Here is an 18,652-nt window from a genome sequence, read left to right as displayed (position 1 = left end):
TCCATCGCCTGGCGGGTTACGCGGGGCGCGGCCATCCGCGCGCGCCACCTTTACCGGCGCTTGCGAGATCGACGGTCCGCGCCGCTAACCCTCCCTACGAATCACTCGCTCGGCTTCTTCAGCTTCGGATTGGGGAAGAACTGCACAGCCTGCACCTTGGGGTCGGCCGCCTTGGGCTTGAGGCCGCTGACATTGACCCGTGTGGGGATCTCCTTGGGCACCGAATTACCGCGTGCGTCGAGGGTGTCAGCGTAGCCGCACTTGACGCATTCGCGGTGTGGTACGCCGTCGACGTTCCACATCTTGATGCTGTCGGTTTCGCTGCACGCCGGGCACACGGCCCCGGCGATAAAGCGCTTTGGGGTGCTGTTCACAGGCGCATCGCTCATGCGGCCTCCTGGCTCAGGCCGAGGTGGCGCAGCAGGGCGTCGATGCTCGGCTCGCGGCCGCGGAAGTCGACGAACAGCACCATGGGTTCCTGCGAGCCGCCGCGGGCGAGGATCGCTTCGCGGAAGGCACGGCCGGTATCGGCGTTGAACACCCCTTCTTCCTCGAACTTGGAGAAGGCATCGGCGCTGAGCACTTCGGCCCACTTGTAGCTGTAGTAACCGGCCGCATAGCCGCCGGCGAAGATGTGCGCGAAGCCGTTGGCGAAGCGGTTGTAGGCCGGCGGACGCAGCACCGAGACCTCGGCGCGCACGCCTTCGAGCACGTCCAGCACGCTGCGGCCGTCGCCGTGGCTGGCGTGCAGCTCGAAGTCGAACAGGGAGAACTCCAGCTGGCGCACCATCATCAGCCCGGACTGGAAGTTCTTCGCCGCCAGCATCTTGTCCAGCATGGCCTGTGGCAGCGCCTCGCCGGTCTCGAAATGGCCGGAGATCAGCGCCAGGCCTTCCGGCTCCCAGCACCAGTTCTCCATGAACTGGCTCGGCAGCTCGACTGCGTCCCAGGCCACGCCGTTGATGCCAGAGGCACCGGCGTGCTCGACGCGGGTCAGCAGGTGATGCAGGCCGTGGCCGAATTCGTGGAACAGGGTGGTGACTTCATCGTGGGTCAGCAGCGCCGGCTTGCCGCCGACCGGCGGGGTGAAGTTGCACACCAGGTTGGCCACCGGGGCGATCAGTTTGCCATTGGCGTCGCGGCGCTTGTCACGCGCGCCGTCCATCCAGGCGCCGCCGCGCTTGTTGGCGCGGGCGTAGAGGTCGAAGAAGAAGCGCCCGACGTGCTGGCCGTTCTCCTGAATCTCGAACAGGCGTACGTCCGGGTGCCAGGTGTCGAAGTCCTTCAGCTCGCGAATCTCGATGCCGTAGAGCTTCTGCACGATGGCGAACAGGCCGCTGAGCACCTTGTCCACCGGGAACCAGGCGCGTACTTCTTCCTGGGAGATGCTGTAGCGCTGCTGGCGCAGGCGCTCGCTGTAGTAGCCGACGTCCCAGCTTTGCAGATCATCCAGGCCCTGTTCGACGGCGAAAGCTTTCAGTTCGGCCAGATCCTGCTCGGCGAAGGGTTTGCTGCGTACGGCCAGATCGCGCAGAAAGCTCAGCACCTGGCCGGTGTTCTCGGCCATCTTGCTGGCCAGGCTCAGCTCGCTGTAATTGGCGAAACCGAGCAGGCGCGCCAGCTCCTGGCGCAGGTCGAGAATCTCGCTCATCAGCGGGCCGTTGTCGTTCTGCCCGGCGTTCGGCCCCTGGTCGGAGGCGCGGGTGCAGTAGGCGGCGTAGACCTCTTCGCGCAGAGCGCGGTCGTCGGCGTAGGTCATCACTGCGTAGTAGCTGGGGAATTCCAGGGTGATCAGCCAGCCGTCCAGACCCTTGGCTTCGGCGGCCTGCTTCATCTGCGCCTTGGCCGAGTCGGTCAGGCCGCTCAGCAGGGTTTCATCGGTGACCTGCTTGGTCCAGGCCTGGGTGGCGTCGAGCAACTGGTTGGAGAACTTGCTGGTCAGCTCGGACAGGCGCATCTGGATCTCGCCATAGCGCTTCTGTTGCTCGGCCGGCAGATCGATGCCGGACAGGCGGAAATCACGCAGGGCGTGTTCGAGAATGGTCTTCTGCGCCACGTCGAAATCGGCCGCAGCCGGGCTCTTGGCCAGCGCCTCGTAGGCCTGGAATAGCGGTTTGTTCTGGCCCATTTCGGTCCAGTACTCGGACAGCTTGGGCAGGCAGGCCTCGTAGGCGGCGCGCAGCTCGGGGCTGTTGCACACGGCGTTGAGGTGGCTCACCGGGCTCCAGGCGCGGCCCAGGCGCGCGCCCAGTTCGTCCAGCGCCAGCACCAGGCCGTCCCAGCTCGGATTGGCCTGCTGTTGTTCGAGCAGTTTGGCGATGGCAGCGCGGCTGTCTGCCAGGATCTGGTCGACGGCGGGCTCGACGTGTTCCGGTTTGATCTGCGAATAGGGTGGCAGGTCGAAGTCTTGCAGCAGGGGATTGTTCGCGGTCACGACGAGGCACCTGTGGCGAATGAATGTGGGGTTGCGGCGCAGAGCGGCAATAATTCTGGCGCGATAGCAACCGACATGGGGGCCATCTTAATTAGAATCAAGCTTTCCCGCAGCTCAGGAGCTTCTATCGTGGCGATTCGCAAATACCAGCAGCACGTTCCACAACTGGGCGTGCGCGTATTCGTCGACGCTTCTGCCGTGGTCATCGGCGACGTCGAACTGGGCGAGGACAGCTCGGTCTGGCCGATGACTGTGATTCGCGGTGACATGCACCGCATCCGCATCGGCGCGCGCACCAGCGTGCAGGACGGCAGCGTGCTGCACATCACCCACGCCGGGCCGTTCAACCCTGATGGCTACCCGCTGATCATCGGTGACGAAGTGACAGTCGGGCACAAGGTCACCCTGCACGGCTGCACCCTGGGTAACCGGATTCTGGTCGGCATGGGCAGCATCGTCATGGACGGCGCGGTGGTCGAGGACGAAGTGATCATCGGCGCAGGCTCCCTGGTGCCGCCGGGCAAACGCCTGGAAAGCGGCTACCTGTACGTCGGCAGCCCGGTGAAACAGGTGCGCCCGCTGACCGACAAGGAACGCAACTTCTTCAGCTATACCGCCGGCAACTACGTGAAGCTCAAGGATCAGCATCTGGCCGAGGGTTACGACCAGTGAGTGGCGAACTGATCATCCGCCCCATCGAGGCGGCGGACTTCGACCAGGTCTGGCCGATCATCCGTGACGTGGTGCAGGCGCAGGAAACCTACGCCTTCGACCCGAATATGGATCGTGAAACGGCCTGGAAAACCTGGGTCGAACTGCCGCGCGCCACCTTCGTCGCCGAAGAAGGTGGGCAGATCCTCGGCACCTACTACATCAAGGCCAACGCCGCGGGTCCCGGTGATCATGTGTGCAACTGCGGCTATATGACCGCTCCTGCCGCACGGGGTAAGGGTGTGGCCAGCCGGCTCTGCGCCCATTCGCTGCAGGTGGCGCGCGAGCTGGGTTTCAGCGCCATGCAATTCAATAGTGTGGTGGCGACCAATACGGTGGCCGTGGCGCTATGGCAGAAGCACGGTTTCGCCATCGTCGGCACCTTGCCCAAGGCATACCGCCACGCCCAGCATGGGTTGGTGGATTGCCATGTGATGTTTCGCGCGCTGGATGAGTGAGTCTGGATCTGCCTATCCGGTCGAGGGAATCTTGTATCCTTGGCCACCGTTCCGATCCTGAACAGGCCCCGCCATGCATCACTCCACCATCCTCTTCGACCTCGACGGCACCCTGACCGACCCGCGTGAGGGCATTACCCGTTCGGTGCAGTACGCCCTGGCCAAGCTGGGTATTGATGAACCAGACCTGGCCGCGCTGGAGCACTTCATCGGCCCGCCCCTGTTGCAGTGCTTCATGGCGACCTACGCGCTGGACGAGGCCACCGGCTGGCAGGCGGTGAATCATTACCGCGAGCGCTTCAAGGTCACCGGGCTGTACGAGAACCGCCTGTTCGATGGGGTCGATGCACTACTGCAAGGGTTGGTGGCGCAGGGGCGGACGCTGTATATCGCGACCAGCAAACCGACGGTGTTCGCCGAGGAAATTGCCCGGCACTTCGGCTTCGACCGCTACTTCAAACGCATCTACGGCAGCGAGCTGGATGGCACCCGCACCAACAAGGTGGAACTGTTGGCGCATCTGCTGGACTCGGAACGACTGGCGCCCGACTCGGCGCTGATGATCGGCGACCGCAAGCATGACCTGATCGGCGCACGCAGCAACGGGTTGCAGGCGGTGGCGGTCGGTTATGGCTTCGGTAGTCGTGAGGAGTTGCTCGGCGAGACGCCGGACTTTCATTTCGAGACGCTGGAGCAGATGCACCGGGCGTTCGGCTGCTGATGGCATAGGAGCGGGCTCGCTTGCGAAAGATTCGCGAGCAGAGCTCGCTCCTACAAGCAGCTGTAGATAGATCAGCCGTTACGCTGATAGACGATCTTCTTGGTGCCACCGTCGCAGCTGCCGACGACCATGCTCTGATCCTGAACTTCGTCGTTTGGCACGATTTCCAGGGTGTAGCTGGGCACGTTATTGGCCTGAATCTTCACTTCGATTTCCTGCTTGAGTTCTTCGCAGGGCTTGGGCGCGGCCAGCGCACCGCTAGCAAGTAGCATAAGGGCCAGGGCGGGAATCAGTCGTTGCATCGCTTGTACCTCCGGTGTTGGGCGAAACCTGAGTAGGTTGGACTGGCAATTTGCCCTGCAGTTCTAGTTGGTTTGCATCAGGCCTTCCAACGCGGCCCGACGGTCTGCTTCCGGCAGCCGGCCGAGCGCGGCCACGGCGGCGTAGAACGCGCGCCAATCCCTGCCCTCGCGCGTGAGCAGTGCCGCGAAAGCCGGCACCCATTGGTCGTAGAGGCCGAAGGGCAGCAGCTTGGCGTTGTTCAGCGGGCTTTCGATCCAGGCGTCATAACGCCCCTGGCCACGCCATTCGCGTTGGCGCAAGGCGCGGTAGTCGCGACGCAGGCGCTCGAACTCGGCATGTTTGGCGGCGCGCATGTCTGACTCCGGCAGGTCGCTGGCGTAGAGCTGTTGTAGGCGTTCACGGCTGGCCAGCACCAGCTCGATGAACTGCTGGCGCTGGCGGTCGTCGCTGGCCGGCGGCGTTTCACCACGGGCCGCGTGCCACTGACGCAGCCCCTCGCGTTCGACAAAGGTGGCGAACGACTCGTTGAAGGCCGTGTCGCCCGGCAGGTAGTACTGCTGGTGCGCCAGCTCGTGGAAGATCACCGCGATGAAACGCTCGTCGCTCCAGCGCAGCATGGTGTTGAGCAGCGGGTCATCGAACCAGCCCAGGGTGGAGTAGGCCTCGACACCGCCGATGTAGGTGTCCAGGCCCTGCTGGCGCAGCAGTGCCGCAGCACCACGGGCACGGCCCTGCTGGTAGTAGCCGCGGTAGGCGACGCAACCGGCGATGGGGAAGCAGTGCAGCTCGGGGTCGAGGGAGAACTCTGGCGTGGCGAAGACATTCCACACCACGAAGGGGCGCTCCAGGTCGGCGTAGAGGCGATAGCTGCGGTTCTCTGGCAACTGCAGGCTGGCGCTGGCGAAGTCCCGCGCCTGCTGGCTCAGTTTCAGGCGCCTGGCCAGATCGGGGTCGGTGGCCGAGTCGTCGAGCAGCCGTTCGACTGGCTGGCGTGCCTGCAACAGTTGCCATTGGCCCTGACCGAGATGGGCGTAATAGTCGAGGGTCGAGCAGCCGCCCAGCAGCAGGGCGAGCAGGGGAACCGCGCAGCGGCGCAGCAGGTCTTTAGGAGAGGCGTTAGGCATGCCGTCACGCTAGCTGATCGCGTTGCTTGTCTCCAGCCCCGTGCGTGTGAATAGGCCCGTTTCGCCTCGGTTTTGCCCGCCTCCCGATGTAGGCTGGTGTCTGAACCCTATCGTGGAGGTCGCCATGCGCGCCCTGTTTCTCGCCCCCGCCCTGATGATGCTCGGGGCCTGTGCTTCACCCCTGCCCAAGCCCGACCCGCAGCAGGCCTGGGTCGAGTTGTATTCCACCGCCGATACCCTGCTGATGGCCGACCGCCTGGACGGCAAGCGCTGGCCGGATGGCCGCTACTTTCAGGTGACGCCCGGCCAGCATGAGCTGGAAACACGCTTCCAGTTCGAGGTGCGTAGCGGTGGGTCGATAGGCATGCAGAGTGAGCCATTGCGCATGACCTGCGAGATTCGCCTGCGCTACGACGACTTCGCAGCCGGTCAGCGCTATCGAATCGAGGCGCGCCAACAACTGATGAAGGCGCAGGCCTGGCTGTATGACGAGCAGCGTAATGTGCTGGCGCGTGGCGAAGTGCTGCGTTGCGGGACGGCCATCTAGGCCAGGGCTGATGCGCACGGCGCACCCGCTGATCAATGGGCGCGCCGCGGTTGCAAGGTCAGGCTTCGAGTATGCCTTCCAGGGTGATCGTGGCGTTGAGTACCTTGGATACCGGGCAGCCGGTCTTGGCAGCTTCCACGGCTTTCTCGAAGGCGGCGCGTTCGGCGCCCGGGATCTTCGCGCGTAGCGTCAGATGCACCGTGCTGATCTCGAAGCCGCCCTCCACCTTTTCCAGGGTCACTTGCGCCTTGGTGTCGATGCTCTCGGCGGTCATGCCAGCGTCGCCTAGCTCCTTGGAAAGCGCCATGGAGAAGCAGCCCGCATGAGCGGCGCCGATCAGCTCTTCGGGGTTGGTCCCGGGCTTGTCCTCGAAGCGGGTGTTGAAACCGTAGGGCGAGTCCTTGAGGACGCCACTTTCGGTAGAGATGGTGCCTTTGCCGTCCTTGATACCACCTTGCCAGTGGGCCGAAGCTGTCTTCTTCATATGCGTCTCCCATCGTATGAACGGGGCCACCGATCTGGCGGCCTGTTCTGATTCAGAGGGCGGTAACGCGTACAAGTTCGCACTTAGCAGGCTGTTGAAAAACTACCTGCGTTGCCATTGCGGCGTTAAAAGCAGGCTCACAGCCGAAGGCTGAACGCGCTTCAGCGCGGCCCCGAAGGGGTGAGCGAAGCGAATCAGATGCTCATTTACAGCTCGTAAAGTCGAGCGCGACCCAGGTCGTTTTTCGCCTGCTTTTGCGGGGCCGCCATCGGCATTGCACTGGCTGCCTCGGCTCGGGCTTCCTGCTTCGCTCTACCTCCTGCATCCATGCAGTCGTCGCCTACGTTTTCAACGGCCTGCTAGCCGTGTTGCAGCTCGGCGAGGATGTCGAAGGCGTGCAGGCGGTCGGCGAAGTCGTACATGTCGCAGGTGAAGATCAGCTCGTCTGCTTCGGTTTGCTCCAGCAATTGTTCCAGGCGCTGACGCACGGTCTGTGGCCCGCCGATGGCGGCCAGGCCGAAGAACTCACCCACGGCCTGACGCTCGTGCGGCAGCCACAGGCCGTCCATGCTTGACACCGGCTTGCGTTGCACCAGGCTCTGGCCGCGGATCAGCGCAAGGATGCGCTGGAACGCGGAGGTGGCCAGGTATTGCGCCTGCTCGTCGCTGTCGGCTGCCAGCAGCGGTACGCCAAGCATCACATAAGGCTTGTCCAGCACCGCCGAGGGGCGGAAGTGGTTGCGGTAGATGCGGATCGCCTCGTGCATGTAGCGCGGTGCGAAGTGCGAGGCGAAGGCGTAAGGCAGGCCCTTCATGCCGGCCAGCTGGGCGCTGAACAGGCTGGAGCCGAGCAGCCAGATCGGCACATTGGTGCCCGCCCCGGGCATGGCGATCACCCGTTGCCCTTCCTGGCGTGGGCCGAGGTAGGCCTGCAGTTCTTCGACGTCATTGGGGAAGTCGTCGGCGCTGCCATCGCGGCTACGGCGCAGGGCGTGTGCGGTGTACTGATCAGCGCCGGGCGCGCGGCCCAGGCCCAGCTCGATCCGCCCGGGATAGAGCGTGGCGAGGGTGCCGAACTGTTCGGCGATCACCAGCGGCGCATGGTTGGGCAGCATCACGCCGCCAGCGCCCAGGCGGATTTTCGAGGTGCCGGCGGCCAGATAGCCGATCAGCACAGAGGTGGCGGAGCTGGCGATGCCGTCCATGTTGTGGTGCTCGGCCACCCAGAATCTCTCGAAGCCGAGGCTCTCGACATGTCGGGCCAGCGCCAGCGAATTATGCAGGGCTTGAGCGGCATCGCCATCGTCGCGAATTGGCGCCAGGTCGAGGGTGGAGAGCTTGATGGAGGCCAGTCGGCTCATTGGGGAATTCTCCTCGTTGCATGGCCGGCCACTCTAACCCCTCGGGTCCAGGTAGCGCACGCCGGGCACAGGCATAGTCATCATCGATACGGGTGATGCGCTGATGCCGTCGTGGCTGGTTTGCGCCGCGGGACGCCCGGTGATGAGCGTGGCGCATGCTGCCTAGGACCGCCGTGTTGGCGAGCGAGCCTGTGCCTCAGCCTGCGCCGTGCTGGGCGCGGTATTCGCCAGGGGTCAGGCCGGTCCACTGGCGAAACGCGCGGAAGAATACGCTGGGTTCGGAGTAGCCCAGCAGCAGGGCGATTTCCGCCGCTGGCAGGCGTCCGTCGCGCAGGTGTTGTTCGGCCAGCTGGCGGCGCGTGTCGGCCAACAGGTGCTGATAGCTGCAGCCCTCTTCGGCCAGCCTGCGCTGCAGGGTGCGTTCGCTCAGGTTCAATGCGCGGGCCAGCTCGGCGCGGTCGGGCTCGCCGTGCGCCAGTTGCTCGCCGAGCAGGCCGATAACCCGCGCGCTGAGGCTGGCACTGGGCAGGCGGGCGAGCAGGGTTTCGGCATGCTGGCGCAGCAGTTGCTGCAACGGCGGGTTGGCCTGGATCAGGGGCGCCTGACTCAGGGTCCGGGGCAGGGCAATCGCGTAGTCGTCGCTGGCGAACTGCAGTGGGCAGGCGAACACGTCCTGATAGGGTGTAAGGTCGGCTGGTGCAGCATGACGAAATTGCGCGCCGAGCAGGCGGAAGTCGTCGAGCAGCGGCCTGGTCATCTGCACCCAGCAGGCCATCATCGCCAGTACACGGATGCGGGTTGCCGGATGCTGCGGATGCAATGGGCGGTACAGCAGCAACAGGCTGTCGTCGCGCGTCTCGATATGCAGTTCGCCGCCCTCGCCACCGAGGCGCTGATAGCGTAGCGCGGCGCTCAGCGCATCGCCCAGGGTGGCGCTGCTCTGCAGCAGATAGCTGAGCACGCTGAATGGGCCAGGGGTGAGGTTGCGCCCGAGCAGCAGGCCGGGTTCCGGGTGCTGCAGGCGTGAGTCCAGCTCGTGCCAGAGGGTTTGCTGGACGCTGAAGGGAATGCGTGCGTCGGGGTCAGTCAGTTGCTGGTCAGTCAGGTTACAGACGCTGAGCAGCGCCTGACGGTCGAGGCCGAGGCGACTGGCTGCATGCAGTACAGCCTGGGTCAGACTGGCGCTGACCGAGGCCTGCGATGATTCGTGAAGGATGTTCGACATTGGCCGATTCTGCCCAATGCCGGGGTTGGACGATAGCCTGCGCCCCACACAATGAGTTACGACCGGTTGGTCAACAAGACGTGCATATTCGTCGCAAGCGGTTAGACTTCCCACCCGGACGTCGCTCACAAGGCACGCTCGCTCAAAACAACAGAAAAAGGAGATATCCCATGAAAGGCAAATCCTTGGCATGGGTCCTGTCCGCCGCGCTCGCGGGTACTGCCCTGAGTGGCATGGCACAGGCCGAAGAGAAATTCGTCACCATCGGCACCGGCGGCCAGACCGGCGTCTATTACGTGGCCGGTCAGTCCATCTGCCGCTTCCTCAACCGTGGCTCGGCTGAGCACGGCATCAAGTGCAACGCGCCCGCCAGCGGCGGTGGTGTGGCCAACGTGAATGGCATTCGTAGCGGCGAATTCAACTTCGGCATCATGCAGTCCGACCACCAGTTCAAGGCCCTCAACGGCGCTGCGCCGTTCGAAGCCGAAGGTGCGATGAGCGATATTCGTGCGGTGTTCTCGCTGCAGAGCGAAGTGTTCACCGTCCTCGCCCGTCGTAGCGCCAACATCGCCAGCTTCGATGACCTCAAGGGCAAGCGCGTCAACGTCGGCAACCCGGGTTCCGGTCAGCGTGACACCCTGGAAGAGATCATGGCTGTCAAAGGCTGGGATCGCTCTGCCTTCGCTCTGGCTGCCGAGCTGAAGCCGGCCGAACAGGCCAGCGCTCTGGGCGACAACAACATCGATGCCATGACCTACTTCGTCGGTCATCCCAATGGCGCGATCCAGGAAGCCACCACCACCACCGACGCCGTTCTGGTTCCGGTGACCGGCGCCGAGATCGACAAGCTGCTGGCCGAGAAGACCTACTACACCAAGGCCGACATCCCTGGCGGTCTGTACAAGGGCAACGACCAGCCGACCCCGTCCATCGGCGGTAAGGCCGTGCTGTCCACCAGCGCCAAGGCCGACCCGGAAGTGGTCTACCAGCTGGTCAAGTCGGTGTTCGACAATATCGATCGCTTCAAGCGTCTGCACCCGGCCTTCGCTGACCTGAAGGAAGAGGACATGATCAAGGTCGGTCTGACTGCCCCGCTGCACGAAGGCGCCGAGCGTTACTACAAAGAGCGCGGCTGGCTGTAAGTCAGCACCCCGGCGCTAGACGAAACCGCGGCCCTGGCCGCGGTTTTCTTTTGTCCCGGATTTGCCTCAGTCCTGCTCATCGAGCAGGTCGATGGCCAGCCTCTGAAGACGTTTCAGCAGCGCCTGCTGAGTGGCCGAGGGGGTCTCGTCGAAGCGCCGCAACAGGTAAAGGGGCACGGGAATCACGGGATCCAGCGGGCGGGCCTGAACCTCTCCGAGATTGCCTGACAGGGCCGTGAACGGGTCGACCAGCGCCAGCCCCTGCCCGGCGGCCACCAGCATGCGGGCCAGTTGGTAGGTCTGGACCGAAATGTCGATACGGGCAGGCGGGTCCAGCTCCTGGATGTGCCCGCGCAGCAGACCGCCCAATGCATCTCGTGTGTCCAGACCGATCAGGCTCAGCCCCGCCATGTTCTGCAGGCGCATGGGCGTCGCGCATTCCTGGTCACTCCACCAACCCGGTGGGGCGATGGCCATCATCCTTCCCTGTGTCAGCACTTCAGTGTGCAGGTCAGGGTGCTCTACACGCTGCAGCGTCAGGCCCAGATCGGCCTCGCGCAGCAACAGGGCCTGGATGATTTCGCCGGTGTGCTGGGTCGCGAGGTCGCATCGGGTGTGCGGAAATTCGGCGCGCCAGCCGCATACCACTTCAGGCAGCAGGGTCTGCGCCAGGGTGGGTGTGCAGATCAGGCGCAGCGCCCGTTCCTCGCCGCGGCGCAGGCTATCGGACAGTCGCCGCAGATCCTGCAGCTCGGCAGCGAGGCGTTCGGTCTGTTGCTGCAGTATTCGCGCTTCGGCGGTAGGCAGCAGCTTGCCGCGTACACGGCTGAACAGGGCAAACCCCAGCTGTTGTTCGGCATGCTGAAGAATCTTGCTGGCAGCCGGCTGGGAGATGTGCAGCAGCTCTGCCGCTGCCGTGAGACTCCCGGTCTGCAGGACTGCCTGAAACAGTTCGACGTGGCGTAGGCGCATGAGCAATCCGTGTTCCCGCGTGGTCGAGGGAACATAACCTAGGGTTATGGGCTGCCGCCATCTTTTCATTGGCCGCTCGTTTCGGCCCTCCATACCCTGACCTCATTCAGATGCGGGGGATGGATCATGCGGGTCGCGGTTATCGGTGGTGGGGTGATAGGGCTGAGCACGGCCTACGCGCTGCTCCGTCAAGGGTATCGGGTGGATCTGATCGAGCAGCGTGAGGAAGTGGCGCTGGAGACCAGTTTCGCCAACGGTGGTCAGCTCAGTTATCGCTATGTCTCACCGTTGGCCGATGCCGGTGTGCCGCTGCAGGCGCTGTCGTGGATGCTGCAGGGGAATGCCCCGCTGCGTTTTCGCCCCAGCCTGAGCCCGCACCAGTGGCAATGGTGTTTGCGCTTTCTGCTGGCTTGCCGTCGCTCGGTGAACCAGCGCAATGGCGCGCATCTGCTGCGCCTGGCCTTGTACAGCCAGTCGGTGTTGCAGGGCTGGCGTGAGCATGAGGCGCTGGATGATTTCTCCTGGCGCGCCAATGGCAAGCTGGTGATCTACCGCAACGCTGCGAGCTGGAACAAGGCGCGCAGCGCAGTCGGTGAGTCGGCGCATCAACGCCTGCTCGATGCTGATCAATGCCTTGAGCTGGAGCCCGCTCTCGAGGGGTTGGCCGGACGATTCCAGGGCGGCGTCTTCGCGGCCGGCGACGAGGTCGGTGATTGTCATCAGTTTTGCCGACAGCTGCTGCGCAAGCTGCGCAGCAGCCCTTCGTTCCGCCTGCATGCCGGGCGGCGGGTCACTGCAATACCTCTTGAGCACGGCAGGGTGAGGGCCGTGGCGCTGCATGACGGGGAGCTGGAGGTCGATCATGTGGTGGTCGCTGCAGGTGTCGGTAGTGTGGCCTTGCTCCGCCCGCTGGGGTTGCGACTGCCGATATACCCGCTCAAGGGCTATAGCCTCACCTTGCCGCTGGCCGAGCGTGCAGCGGGCCCGGAGACCAACGTCACCGATTACGACCACAAGGTGGTCTACGCCCGATTGGGCGAGCGCTTGCGGGTTGCTGCAATGGTCGATATCGGCAGTTGGGATGCCACGCCAGATCCTGATCGGCTGGCCGAGTTGAGGCAGCTTGCCCAGGCCAGCTTTCCTCGCGCGGGCGATTACGCGGCTGCCGAGACCTGGGCGGGAATGCGCCCGGCGACGCCAGAGGGCACGCCACTGTTGGGGGCTAGCGGCATCGGCAATCTCTGGCTGAACGTCGGCCATGGCAGCTTGGGCTTCACCCTGGCGTGCGGCAGCGCCGAGGTGCTGACGCAACTGATAGGCCAGCAACAACCAGCGATCGCTCTCGATGGTATGCAGTTGGCATCCTGAGCACACCCGAACACTCACAACATTAGGAGTTTGCCATGTCCGTGCAGCGTATTCAGACCAACGACCGCCTTTCTGGCGCGACGATCTTCTCCGATCTGGTTTTTCTCTCTGGCCAGGTGCCGAGCGACCGCAGCCAGGATGTAGCTGGGCAGACCGCCCAGGTGCTGGAAAAGATCGACGCGCTGCTTATCGAGGCGGGATCTGATCGGAGTCACATGCTCAGCGCGCAGATCTGGCTGAAAGACATCGAGAAGGATTTTGCCGCCATGAACGCGGTCTGGAGTGATTGGCTGCCAGCCGGCTGCGCGCCTGCCCGGGCCACGGTCGAGGCACGCCTGGCTTCTGCCGATGTTCTGGTCGAGATCATGGTCATTGCAGTGCGTAAGGCGGCTTGACGGCCGCAATGGTTGTACCGATGGCGCTGGTGATGACAGCCCATCCACCGTTCGAAAAAACAACAACACGAGGACGTTGATATGCAGCAGCATCGAATCATGGGTTTCCTGGCATGTGTCATGGGCAGCACCTTGCTGAGCAGTCCCCTGGTCGCTCAGGAGCGCTACGTGACCATTGGCACCGGTGGGCAGACGGGCGTTTATTACACGGCCGGACAGTCGATCTGTCGGTTCCTCAATCGCAGTGGTGCCGAGCACGGCATCAAGTGCAACGCGCCGTCTTCTGCTGGCAGCGTCAGCAACATTGCCTCGATCAAGAGCGGCGACTATGACTTCGGGTTCATTCAGTCCGATCACCAGAACAAGGCGCTCTCGGGTCAACCGCCTTTCGACCGGGATGGCGCTGTCAAAGATCTGCGCGTGGTCTTCTCCCTGCAGAGCGAGATCCTCACCGTAGTCGCCCGCGCAGACAGCGGTATCGAGACCTTCGCCGACCTCAAGGGCAAGCGCGTGAATATCGGCGTGCCGGGCTCTGGTAGTCGCGATACGTTCGATGAAGTGATCCAGGCCAACGGCTGGAGCAAGTCCGACTTCTCCCTGGCCGCTGAACTCAAGCCTGCCGAGATGGCAGCCGCGTTGGGGGACAACAACCTGGATGCCATCACCTATGTGGTCGGTCATCCAAGTGGTGCGATCCAGGAGGCCATGGCTACCGTCGAAACCCGCCTGATCCCGGTCAGCGGCCCTGATATCGACAAGCTCCTGGCGCAGGCCAGCTACTTCACCAAGGCGGACATCCCGGCGGGTGTCTATCCTGGTGTGGAGCAGCCCGTCCCGTCCATCGGCGGTAAAGCGGTGCTGGCTACTTCGGCCAAGACGGATCCCGAGGTCGTCTACCAGCTCGTCAAGTCGGTATTCGATAACCTGGAGCGCTTCAAACGCCTGCATCCGGCGTTTGCCGACCTGCAGGCTGAGGACATGATCAAGGCGGGGCTAACGGCTCCGATGCATGACGGGGCACTACGTTTCTACAAGGAAAAAGGCTGGCTCTAGCCGGGGTGGAGAGTCTCAGGCTGGGCTCTAAACTCTTCGATAGCGGGCGCAGTTGAGCTGGTATAGGTAAACTGCGTGCTCAGAGACCCTTTCAAAGGGTCAAAAACCGAGCCCCTCCGTCAACGAGGGGCTCGCCGTTTTTATCAGAATGACAACGTAGGTGTACTACCCTATGGCCGAAAAGAAACTATCCACCGAGGAACTGATCGCCCAGGATGTCGGCGCGCGCACGCCCGTTGGCCCGATGGCCCAGGTGATCACTGGCCTTGCCTTGCTCTGGTCGCTGTTCCAGTTGTGGATCGCCTCGCCACTGCCGTTTATCTTCGGCGTCGGCGTACTCAACGATACCCAGACCCGCGCCATCCACCTGGCGTTCGCCTTGCTGCTGGCGTTTCTCGCCTACCCGGCGTTCAAGCGCTCGCCGCGTGATCGCGTACCGCTGATGGATATCGCGCTAGGCCTGGTTGCCGCGGCCAGTGCTGCTTATCTGTTCATTTTCTATCAGCAGTTGGCGATGCGCCCCGGCAGCCTGACCACGGGCGACCTGGTTACCGCCTGCATCGGTATTCCCCTGCTGCTGGAAGCCACGCGCCGCGCGCTCGGCCCACCCCTGGCAATCATCGCCCTGGTGTTTCTCATCTACAGCCTGGCCGGCCCCTATATGCCGGGGATATTGGCGCACCGTGGGGTCAGCTTCAACGCGCTGGCCAACCACCAGTGGATCACCACCGAAGGGGTGTTCGGTATCGCCCTGGGCGTGTCCACCAGCTTCGTCTTCCTCTTCGTCTTGTTCGGCGCTCTGCTCGAGCGCGCCGGTGCCGGGCATTACTTCATCCAGTTGGCATTCAGCCTGCTCGGCCACTTCCGCGGCGGCCCGGCCAAGGCGGCGGTGCTGGCTTCCGGTCTGACCGGGATGATCTCCGGTTCGTCGATCGCCAACGTGGTCACCACCGGCACCTTCACCATCCCGATGATGAAGCGCACCGGGTTTTCCTCGGAGAAGGCCGGCGCGGTGGAAGTGGCCTCCTCGGTCAATGGCCAGATCATGCCGCCGGTGATGGGCGCAGCAGCCTTCCTGATGGTCGAGTACATCGGCATGCCCTATGTCGAGATCATCAAGCACGCTTTCCTGCCTGCCGCGATTTCCTACATCGCGCTGCTGTATATCGTTCATCTCGAATCGCTCAAGCTTGGCCTGCAGCCCATCGGTGGCCATCAGCCCAAGCCCTGGCTGCGCCGCCTGACCGGCTTCGCCTTCGGTGCGGCGCTGATCAGCGGTCTTTCGCTGGCGGTTTATTACGGTCTCGGCTGGCTCAAGCCGGCCCTGGGCGAATACGCCCTGCCAGTGATTGGCGTTCTGCTCGCGGTGGTTTATCTGGCGCTGCTGAAAGTCGCCGCCAGCGTGCCAGTACTGCCGCCGGAAGACCCCAACGCACCGCTGGAAGAACTGCCACAGACCCGCGCCGTTCTGCTGTCCGGCCTGCACTTCCTGCTGCCGGTGGTGGTACTGGTCTGGTGCCTGATGATCGAGCGCCTGTCTCCCGGCCTGTCGGCTTTCTGGGGCAGCGTGATGCTGATCATCATCCTGCTCACCCAGCGTCCGCTGCTGAGCTGGATGCGCCGCGACGGCAGCCACGAGCACGGCACCTTCATCGATGGCGTGGTCGATCTGCGTGAAGGCCTGATCGCCGGTGCACGCAACATGATCGGTATCGGTATCGCCACGGCGGCAGCCGGCATCATTGTCGGTGCGGTGTCGCAGACCGGCGTTGGCCTGGTGCTGGCCGACCTGGTCGAGTTGCTGTCGATGGGCAACCTGCTGCTGATGCTGGTGCTGGTGGCGGTGTTCAGCCTGATCCTCGGCATGGGCCTGCCGACCACGGCCAACTACATCGTGGTGTCCAGTCTGCTGGCGCCGGTGGTGGTGGCGCTGGGGCAGCAGAATGGTCTGATCGTGCCGCTGATCGCGGTGCACCTGTTCGTCTTCTACTTCGGCATCATGGCCGACGTGACGCCGCCGGTGGGGCTGGCTTCGTTCGCGGCGGCGGCGGTGTCCAAGGGTGACCCGATCAAGACCGGCCTGGTGGCATTCTTCTACAGCCTGCGCACCGCCGCGTTGCCGTTCCTGTTCATCTTCAACACCGACCTGCTGCTGATCGACGTCGATTTCTGGCATGGGGTGATCATTTTCATCGTGGCGACCATTGCCATGCTGATCTTCGCCGCCGGTACTCAGGGCTTCTTCCTGGTGCGCAGTCGCCTGTACGAGAGCGCATTGCTGTTGCTGGTGGCCTTCACCCTGTTCCGCCCCGGCTTCTGGATGGACATGCTGCACGATCCCTACCAGGAGGTGCCGCCGGCCGAGCTGGCGCAGGCGCTCGATGGCGTGGAAGACGGCAGCTCGCTGCGCCTGCAGGTACTCGGGGAAAATGCCGTGGGCGATCCGCGCGAGTTCACCCTGCTGCTGCCGGTACCCGATGGTGCCTCGGGTGAGGAGCGTCTGCAGAAGCTCGGCCTGAACCTCTATGAGGAGGGTGACAAGGTGCTGGTGGATAGCGTCACCTTCGGCAGCATGGCCGCCGATGCCGGTCTCGAGTTCGACCAGCAGATTCTCAGCGTGCGGGCACCGACCGACCGCTGGATGAAGGAGTTGATGTGGATTCCGGGCTTCCTGCTGTTCGGCTTGATCGTGCTGCTGCAGCGCCGCCGTCAGGTCGCGCAGACCGCATAACCTGGCCTGGCAACTGACAACAAGGCAGCTTCGGCTGCCTTGTTCGTTTATGCCCTCGCGGCGGATTGCTAGACTCGCCGGCCTGACCACTCAGACAACAAGGACGCAGCCAGCATGTCGAAGCCGCGCGTGCATTACCCCTGGTACAAGAAGGAAGATACCGACGCCTTCTTCGCCCTGTTCCAGAACAACATCGCCAATTTCGTGATCATCGCCATCAGCATGCTGGGCATGGGTTTCCCTGCCGAAATCGTGTTCGGCCAAGTGCTGCCGGGGGCGGCGGTGGCGGTGATGGCCGGCAACTTCTACTACGCCTGGAGCGCCGCGCGCCTGGCGCGCAAGGAGAACCGCGCCGATGTCACCGCGCTGTCCTACGGCATCAGCACGCCGGTGATGTTCGTCTTCCTGTTCGGCGTGCTGCTGCCGGCAAAGAACCTTACCGGCGACGCCGAGCTGGCGTGGAAGGTGGCGGTGGCCGCGTGTTTCATCAGTGGTCTGATCGAGGCCGCCATCAGCCTGATCGGTGGCTGGGTGCAGCGCCGCCTGTCGCGCGCCGCCATGCTCGGCGCGGTGGCCGGTGTGGCACTGACCTTCATTGCTGGCGAGATGCTGTTCAAGACCCTGGAAATCCCGGTGATCGGTCTGCTGGTGCTGGCCATCACCATCGTCGGCCTGGTGGCGCGGGTAAGCATGCCGTTTCGCCTGCCGGCTTCGCTGTTCGCCATCGTCGTGGGCACGGCGCTGGCCTACCTGATCGGCGCCGCCGATAGCGGCAAGTTCAGTGATGCCTTCACCCACCTGGGTTTCTACCCGCTGTTGCCCAATCTGGCCTGGTACGAGGGCCTGGGCCTGCTGTTCACCAGCATGCTGGCGCTGATGACGGTGATCCTGCCGATCACCCTGTACAACGCCATCGAGACCATGAACAACGTCGAGGCCATGAGCGCCGCCGGTGACAGCTACAGCGTGCGCGAGTGCCAGGCCGTGGACGGTCTTGGCACCTCGCTCGGCGCGCTGTTCGGCGGTGTGTTCCCGACCACCGTGTACATCGCCACCGTGGGCTCGAAGTGGATGGGTGCCGGGCGCGGTTACAGCCTGCTCAACGGTGCGGTGTACATTCTTGCGACCATGTTCGGCCTGATCGCCTTTATCGCCGCGTTGATTCCGGTGGCGGTGGTGGCGCCGATCCTGGTGTTCGTCGGCATGTCGATGATCGCCACCGCGTTCAACAGCAACCACGCCCGTTACTACCCGGCAGTGGCGTTGGCGATGCTGCCGTATTTCGCCAACTACCTGATGACCCGTTTCAATCGGGGCGCGCCGGAGGTGGTCGAGGGCATTTCCAGTGCCATCGGCGCGCTGGGGCAGGGTGCCATGTTCAGCGCCATCCTGCTCGGTGCCATGTGCGTGGCGGTGATCGATCGTCAGTTCCGCCAGGCCACTGTCTTCGCCTTGGTGGCGGCCGGCATGGCCTTCGTTGGTCTGATGCACGCACCGAAACTGGCCTGGTACGCCGCGCCGGACTTCGTCCACGGCTATCTACTGATGGCGCTGTTCTTCGCCTGGTATGCCTGGCGCGGTGTGGAGCCGGCCGCGCCCGAGCGAGTGAGCGGCGCCGACTGA

At 63.9% G+C, this 18,652-nt stretch carries 18 protein-coding genes; 10 read left to right on the top strand and 8 right to left on the bottom strand.

Translation table 11 applies throughout. The features are described 5' to 3' along the window. Nucleotides 1-101 precede the first annotated feature (101 nt). Both JWV26_RS09325 and prlC read right to left on the bottom strand, forming a co-directional pair. The gene (locus JWV26_RS09325; RefSeq protein WP_206418880.1) at nucleotides 102-389 is read right to left on the bottom strand and encodes a YheV family putative zinc ribbon protein; all 288 of its coding nucleotides are present in this window, start codon (nucleotides 387-389) and stop codon (nucleotides 102-104) included. After that, nucleotides 386-2,434 carry an oligopeptidase A gene (gene prlC, locus JWV26_RS09320; protein WP_206418879.1) on the bottom strand — a complete coding sequence of 683 codons (2,049 nt, stop codon included), beginning with the start codon at nucleotides 2,432-2,434 and terminating at the stop codon, nucleotides 386-388. The genes JWV26_RS09325 and prlC overlap by 4 nt, the downstream gene beginning before the upstream one ends. A 129-nt stretch (nucleotides 2,435-2,563) precedes the next feature. On the opposite strand from prlC, the gene JWV26_RS09315 reads away from it, so the two are divergent. The 3 genes from JWV26_RS09315 (at nucleotide 2,564) to JWV26_RS09305 (ending at nucleotide 4,324) form a co-directional block, all read left to right on the top strand. Next, complete coding sequence (locus JWV26_RS09315) at nucleotides 2,564-3,106, top strand: gamma carbonic anhydrase family protein (protein WP_093053649.1); 543 nt, start codon at nucleotides 2,564-2,566, stop codon at nucleotides 3,104-3,106. Further along, entirely contained in the window at nucleotides 3,103-3,603 is a 501-nt protein-coding gene (locus JWV26_RS09310) for a GNAT family N-acetyltransferase (RefSeq protein WP_175488681.1), read from the top strand. Before JWV26_RS09315 ends, JWV26_RS09310 begins: the two co-directional genes overlap by 4 nt. Before the next feature lie 73 nt (nucleotides 3,604-3,676). Beyond that, nucleotides 3,677-4,324 (top strand): HAD family hydrolase, encoded by a 648-nt coding sequence (locus JWV26_RS09305; RefSeq protein ID WP_079785198.1) that lies wholly within the window; start codon nucleotides 3,677-3,679, stop codon nucleotides 4,322-4,324. 71 nt (nucleotides 4,325-4,395) lie between these two features. Here JWV26_RS09305 and JWV26_RS09300 read toward each other — a convergent pair whose 3' ends face one another. Further along, nucleotides 4,396-4,626 carry a DUF1161 domain-containing protein gene (locus JWV26_RS09300; protein WP_093053646.1) on the bottom strand — a complete coding sequence of 77 codons (231 nt, stop codon included), beginning with the start codon at nucleotides 4,624-4,626 and terminating at the stop codon, nucleotides 4,396-4,398. Between the two features lie 63 nt (nucleotides 4,627-4,689). Further along, a complete protein-coding gene (locus JWV26_RS09295; RefSeq protein ID WP_206418878.1) occupies nucleotides 4,690-5,751 on the bottom strand; it encodes an aminopeptidase in 1,062 nt (353 codons plus the stop codon). A 124-nt stretch (nucleotides 5,752-5,875) separates the two neighbouring features. On the opposite strand from JWV26_RS09295, the gene JWV26_RS09290 reads away from it, so the two are divergent. Continuing rightward, the gene (locus JWV26_RS09290) at nucleotides 5,876-6,298 is read left to right on the top strand and encodes a PA0061/PA0062 family lipoprotein (RefSeq protein WP_045733452.1); all 423 of its coding nucleotides are present in this window, start codon (nucleotides 5,876-5,878) and stop codon (nucleotides 6,296-6,298) included. Between the two features lie 58 nt (nucleotides 6,299-6,356). Here JWV26_RS09290 and JWV26_RS09285 read toward each other — a convergent pair whose 3' ends face one another. The 3 genes from JWV26_RS09285 to JWV26_RS09275 all read right to left on the bottom strand — a co-directional run bounded on the left by JWV26_RS09285 (nucleotide 6,357) and on the right by JWV26_RS09275 (nucleotide 9,368). Further along, nucleotides 6,357-6,782 carry an OsmC family protein gene (locus tag JWV26_RS09285; protein WP_072425275.1) on the bottom strand — a complete coding sequence of 142 codons (426 nt, stop codon included), beginning with the start codon at nucleotides 6,780-6,782 and terminating at the stop codon, nucleotides 6,357-6,359. A 359-nt stretch (nucleotides 6,783-7,141) separates the two neighbouring features. Further along, nucleotides 7,142-8,143, bottom strand: coding sequence for an LLM class flavin-dependent oxidoreductase (locus tag JWV26_RS09280; RefSeq protein ID WP_074919207.1), 1,002 nt, complete (start codon nucleotides 8,141-8,143; stop codon nucleotides 7,142-7,144). Between the two features lie 196 nt (nucleotides 8,144-8,339). Then, nucleotides 8,340-9,368 (bottom strand): AraC family transcriptional regulator, encoded by a 1,029-nt coding sequence (locus JWV26_RS09275; RefSeq protein ID WP_074919205.1) that lies wholly within the window; start codon nucleotides 9,366-9,368, stop codon nucleotides 8,340-8,342. A gap of 170 nt (nucleotides 9,369-9,538) precedes the next feature. On the opposite strand from JWV26_RS09275, the gene JWV26_RS09270 reads away from it, so the two are divergent. Then, nucleotides 9,539-10,510 carry a TAXI family TRAP transporter solute-binding subunit gene (locus JWV26_RS09270; RefSeq protein WP_017676131.1) on the top strand — a complete coding sequence of 324 codons (972 nt, stop codon included), beginning with the start codon at nucleotides 9,539-9,541 and terminating at the stop codon, nucleotides 10,508-10,510. A gap of 66 nt (nucleotides 10,511-10,576) precedes the next feature. On the opposite strand, the gene JWV26_RS09265 is transcribed toward JWV26_RS09270, so the two are convergent. Further along, nucleotides 10,577-11,482 carry a LysR family transcriptional regulator gene (locus tag JWV26_RS09265; protein WP_074919203.1) on the bottom strand — a complete coding sequence of 302 codons (906 nt, stop codon included), beginning with the start codon at nucleotides 11,480-11,482 and terminating at the stop codon, nucleotides 10,577-10,579. A 126-nt stretch (nucleotides 11,483-11,608) separates the two neighbouring features. Here JWV26_RS09265 and JWV26_RS09260 point away from each other — a divergent pair, with 126 nt between their 5' ends. From JWV26_RS09260 to JWV26_RS09240, 5 genes are all read left to right on the top strand, one after another. After that, nucleotides 11,609-12,850, top strand: a complete 1,242-nt coding sequence (locus JWV26_RS09260) for a D-amino acid dehydrogenase (protein ID WP_074919201.1) — start codon at nucleotides 11,609-11,611, stop codon at nucleotides 12,848-12,850. Nucleotides 12,851-12,885: 35 nt separating this feature from the next. After that, a complete protein-coding gene (locus tag JWV26_RS09255) occupies nucleotides 12,886-13,245 on the top strand; it encodes a RidA family protein (protein WP_072425280.1) in 360 nt (119 codons plus the stop codon). A gap of 81 nt (nucleotides 13,246-13,326) precedes the next feature. After that, nucleotides 13,327-14,298 carry a TAXI family TRAP transporter solute-binding subunit gene (locus JWV26_RS09250; RefSeq protein ID WP_206418877.1) on the top strand — a complete coding sequence of 324 codons (972 nt, stop codon included), beginning with the start codon at nucleotides 13,327-13,329 and terminating at the stop codon, nucleotides 14,296-14,298. Between the two features lie 172 nt (nucleotides 14,299-14,470). Continuing rightward, a complete protein-coding gene (locus JWV26_RS09245) occupies nucleotides 14,471-17,029 on the top strand; it encodes a TRAP transporter permease (protein ID WP_206418876.1) in 2,559 nt (852 codons plus the stop codon). A gap of 114 nt (nucleotides 17,030-17,143) precedes the next feature. Continuing rightward, a complete protein-coding gene (locus tag JWV26_RS09240; protein ID WP_206418875.1) occupies nucleotides 17,144-18,652 on the top strand; it encodes an NCS2 family permease in 1,509 nt (502 codons plus the stop codon).

It is taken from the genome of Ectopseudomonas toyotomiensis, from assembly GCF_017167985.1.
GTDB lineage: Bacteria > Pseudomonadota > Gammaproteobacteria > Pseudomonadales > Pseudomonadaceae > Aquipseudomonas > Aquipseudomonas toyotomiensis.
Note: the sequence above shows the minus strand (reverse complement) of the source record. Positions and strands in the feature narration are given on the sequence as shown.

Bases quoted from the DNA above. Each gene is read 5' to 3' on its own strand.
- JWV26_RS09250 (WP_206418877.1), top strand. From the start codon at position 13,327: ATGCAGCAGCATCGAATCATGGGTTTCCTGGCATGTGTCATGGGCAGC.
- JWV26_RS09285 (WP_072425275.1), bottom strand. From the start codon at position 6,782: ATGAAGAAGACAGCTTCGGCCCACTGGCAAGGTGGTATCAAGGACGGC.
- JWV26_RS09270 (WP_017676131.1), top strand. From the start codon at position 9,539: ATGAAAGGCAAATCCTTGGCATGGGTCCTGTCCGCCGCGCTCGCGGGT.
- JWV26_RS09290 (WP_045733452.1), top strand. From the start codon at position 5,876: ATGCGCGCCCTGTTTCTCGCCCCCGCCCTGATGATGCTCGGGGCCTGT.
- JWV26_RS09280 (WP_074919207.1), bottom strand. From the start codon at position 8,143: ATGAGCCGACTGGCCTCCATCAAGCTCTCCACCCTCGACCTGGCGCCA.
- JWV26_RS09300 (WP_093053646.1), bottom strand. From the start codon at position 4,626: ATGCAACGACTGATTCCCGCCCTGGCCCTTATGCTACTTGCTAGCGGT.
- JWV26_RS09245 (WP_206418876.1), top strand. From the start codon at position 14,471: ATGGCCGAAAAGAAACTATCCACCGAGGAACTGATCGCCCAGGATGTC.
- JWV26_RS09305 (WP_079785198.1), top strand. From the start codon at position 3,677: ATGCATCACTCCACCATCCTCTTCGACCTCGACGGCACCCTGACCGAC.
- JWV26_RS09255 (WP_072425280.1), top strand. From the start codon at position 12,886: ATGTCCGTGCAGCGTATTCAGACCAACGACCGCCTTTCTGGCGCGACG.
- JWV26_RS09265 (WP_074919203.1), bottom strand. From the start codon at position 11,482: ATGCGCCTACGCCACGTCGAACTGTTTCAGGCAGTCCTGCAGACCGGG.
- JWV26_RS09295 (WP_206418878.1), bottom strand. From the start codon at position 5,751: ATGCCTAACGCCTCTCCTAAAGACCTGCTGCGCCGCTGCGCGGTTCCC.
- JWV26_RS09325 (WP_206418880.1), bottom strand. From the start codon at position 389: ATGAGCGATGCGCCTGTGAACAGCACCCCAAAGCGCTTTATCGCCGGG.
- JWV26_RS09275 (WP_074919205.1), bottom strand. From the start codon at position 9,368: ATGTCGAACATCCTTCACGAATCATCGCAGGCCTCGGTCAGCGCCAGT.
- JWV26_RS09260 (WP_074919201.1), top strand. From the start codon at position 11,609: ATGCGGGTCGCGGTTATCGGTGGTGGGGTGATAGGGCTGAGCACGGCC.
- JWV26_RS09240 (WP_206418875.1), top strand. From the start codon at position 17,144: ATGTCGAAGCCGCGCGTGCATTACCCCTGGTACAAGAAGGAAGATACC.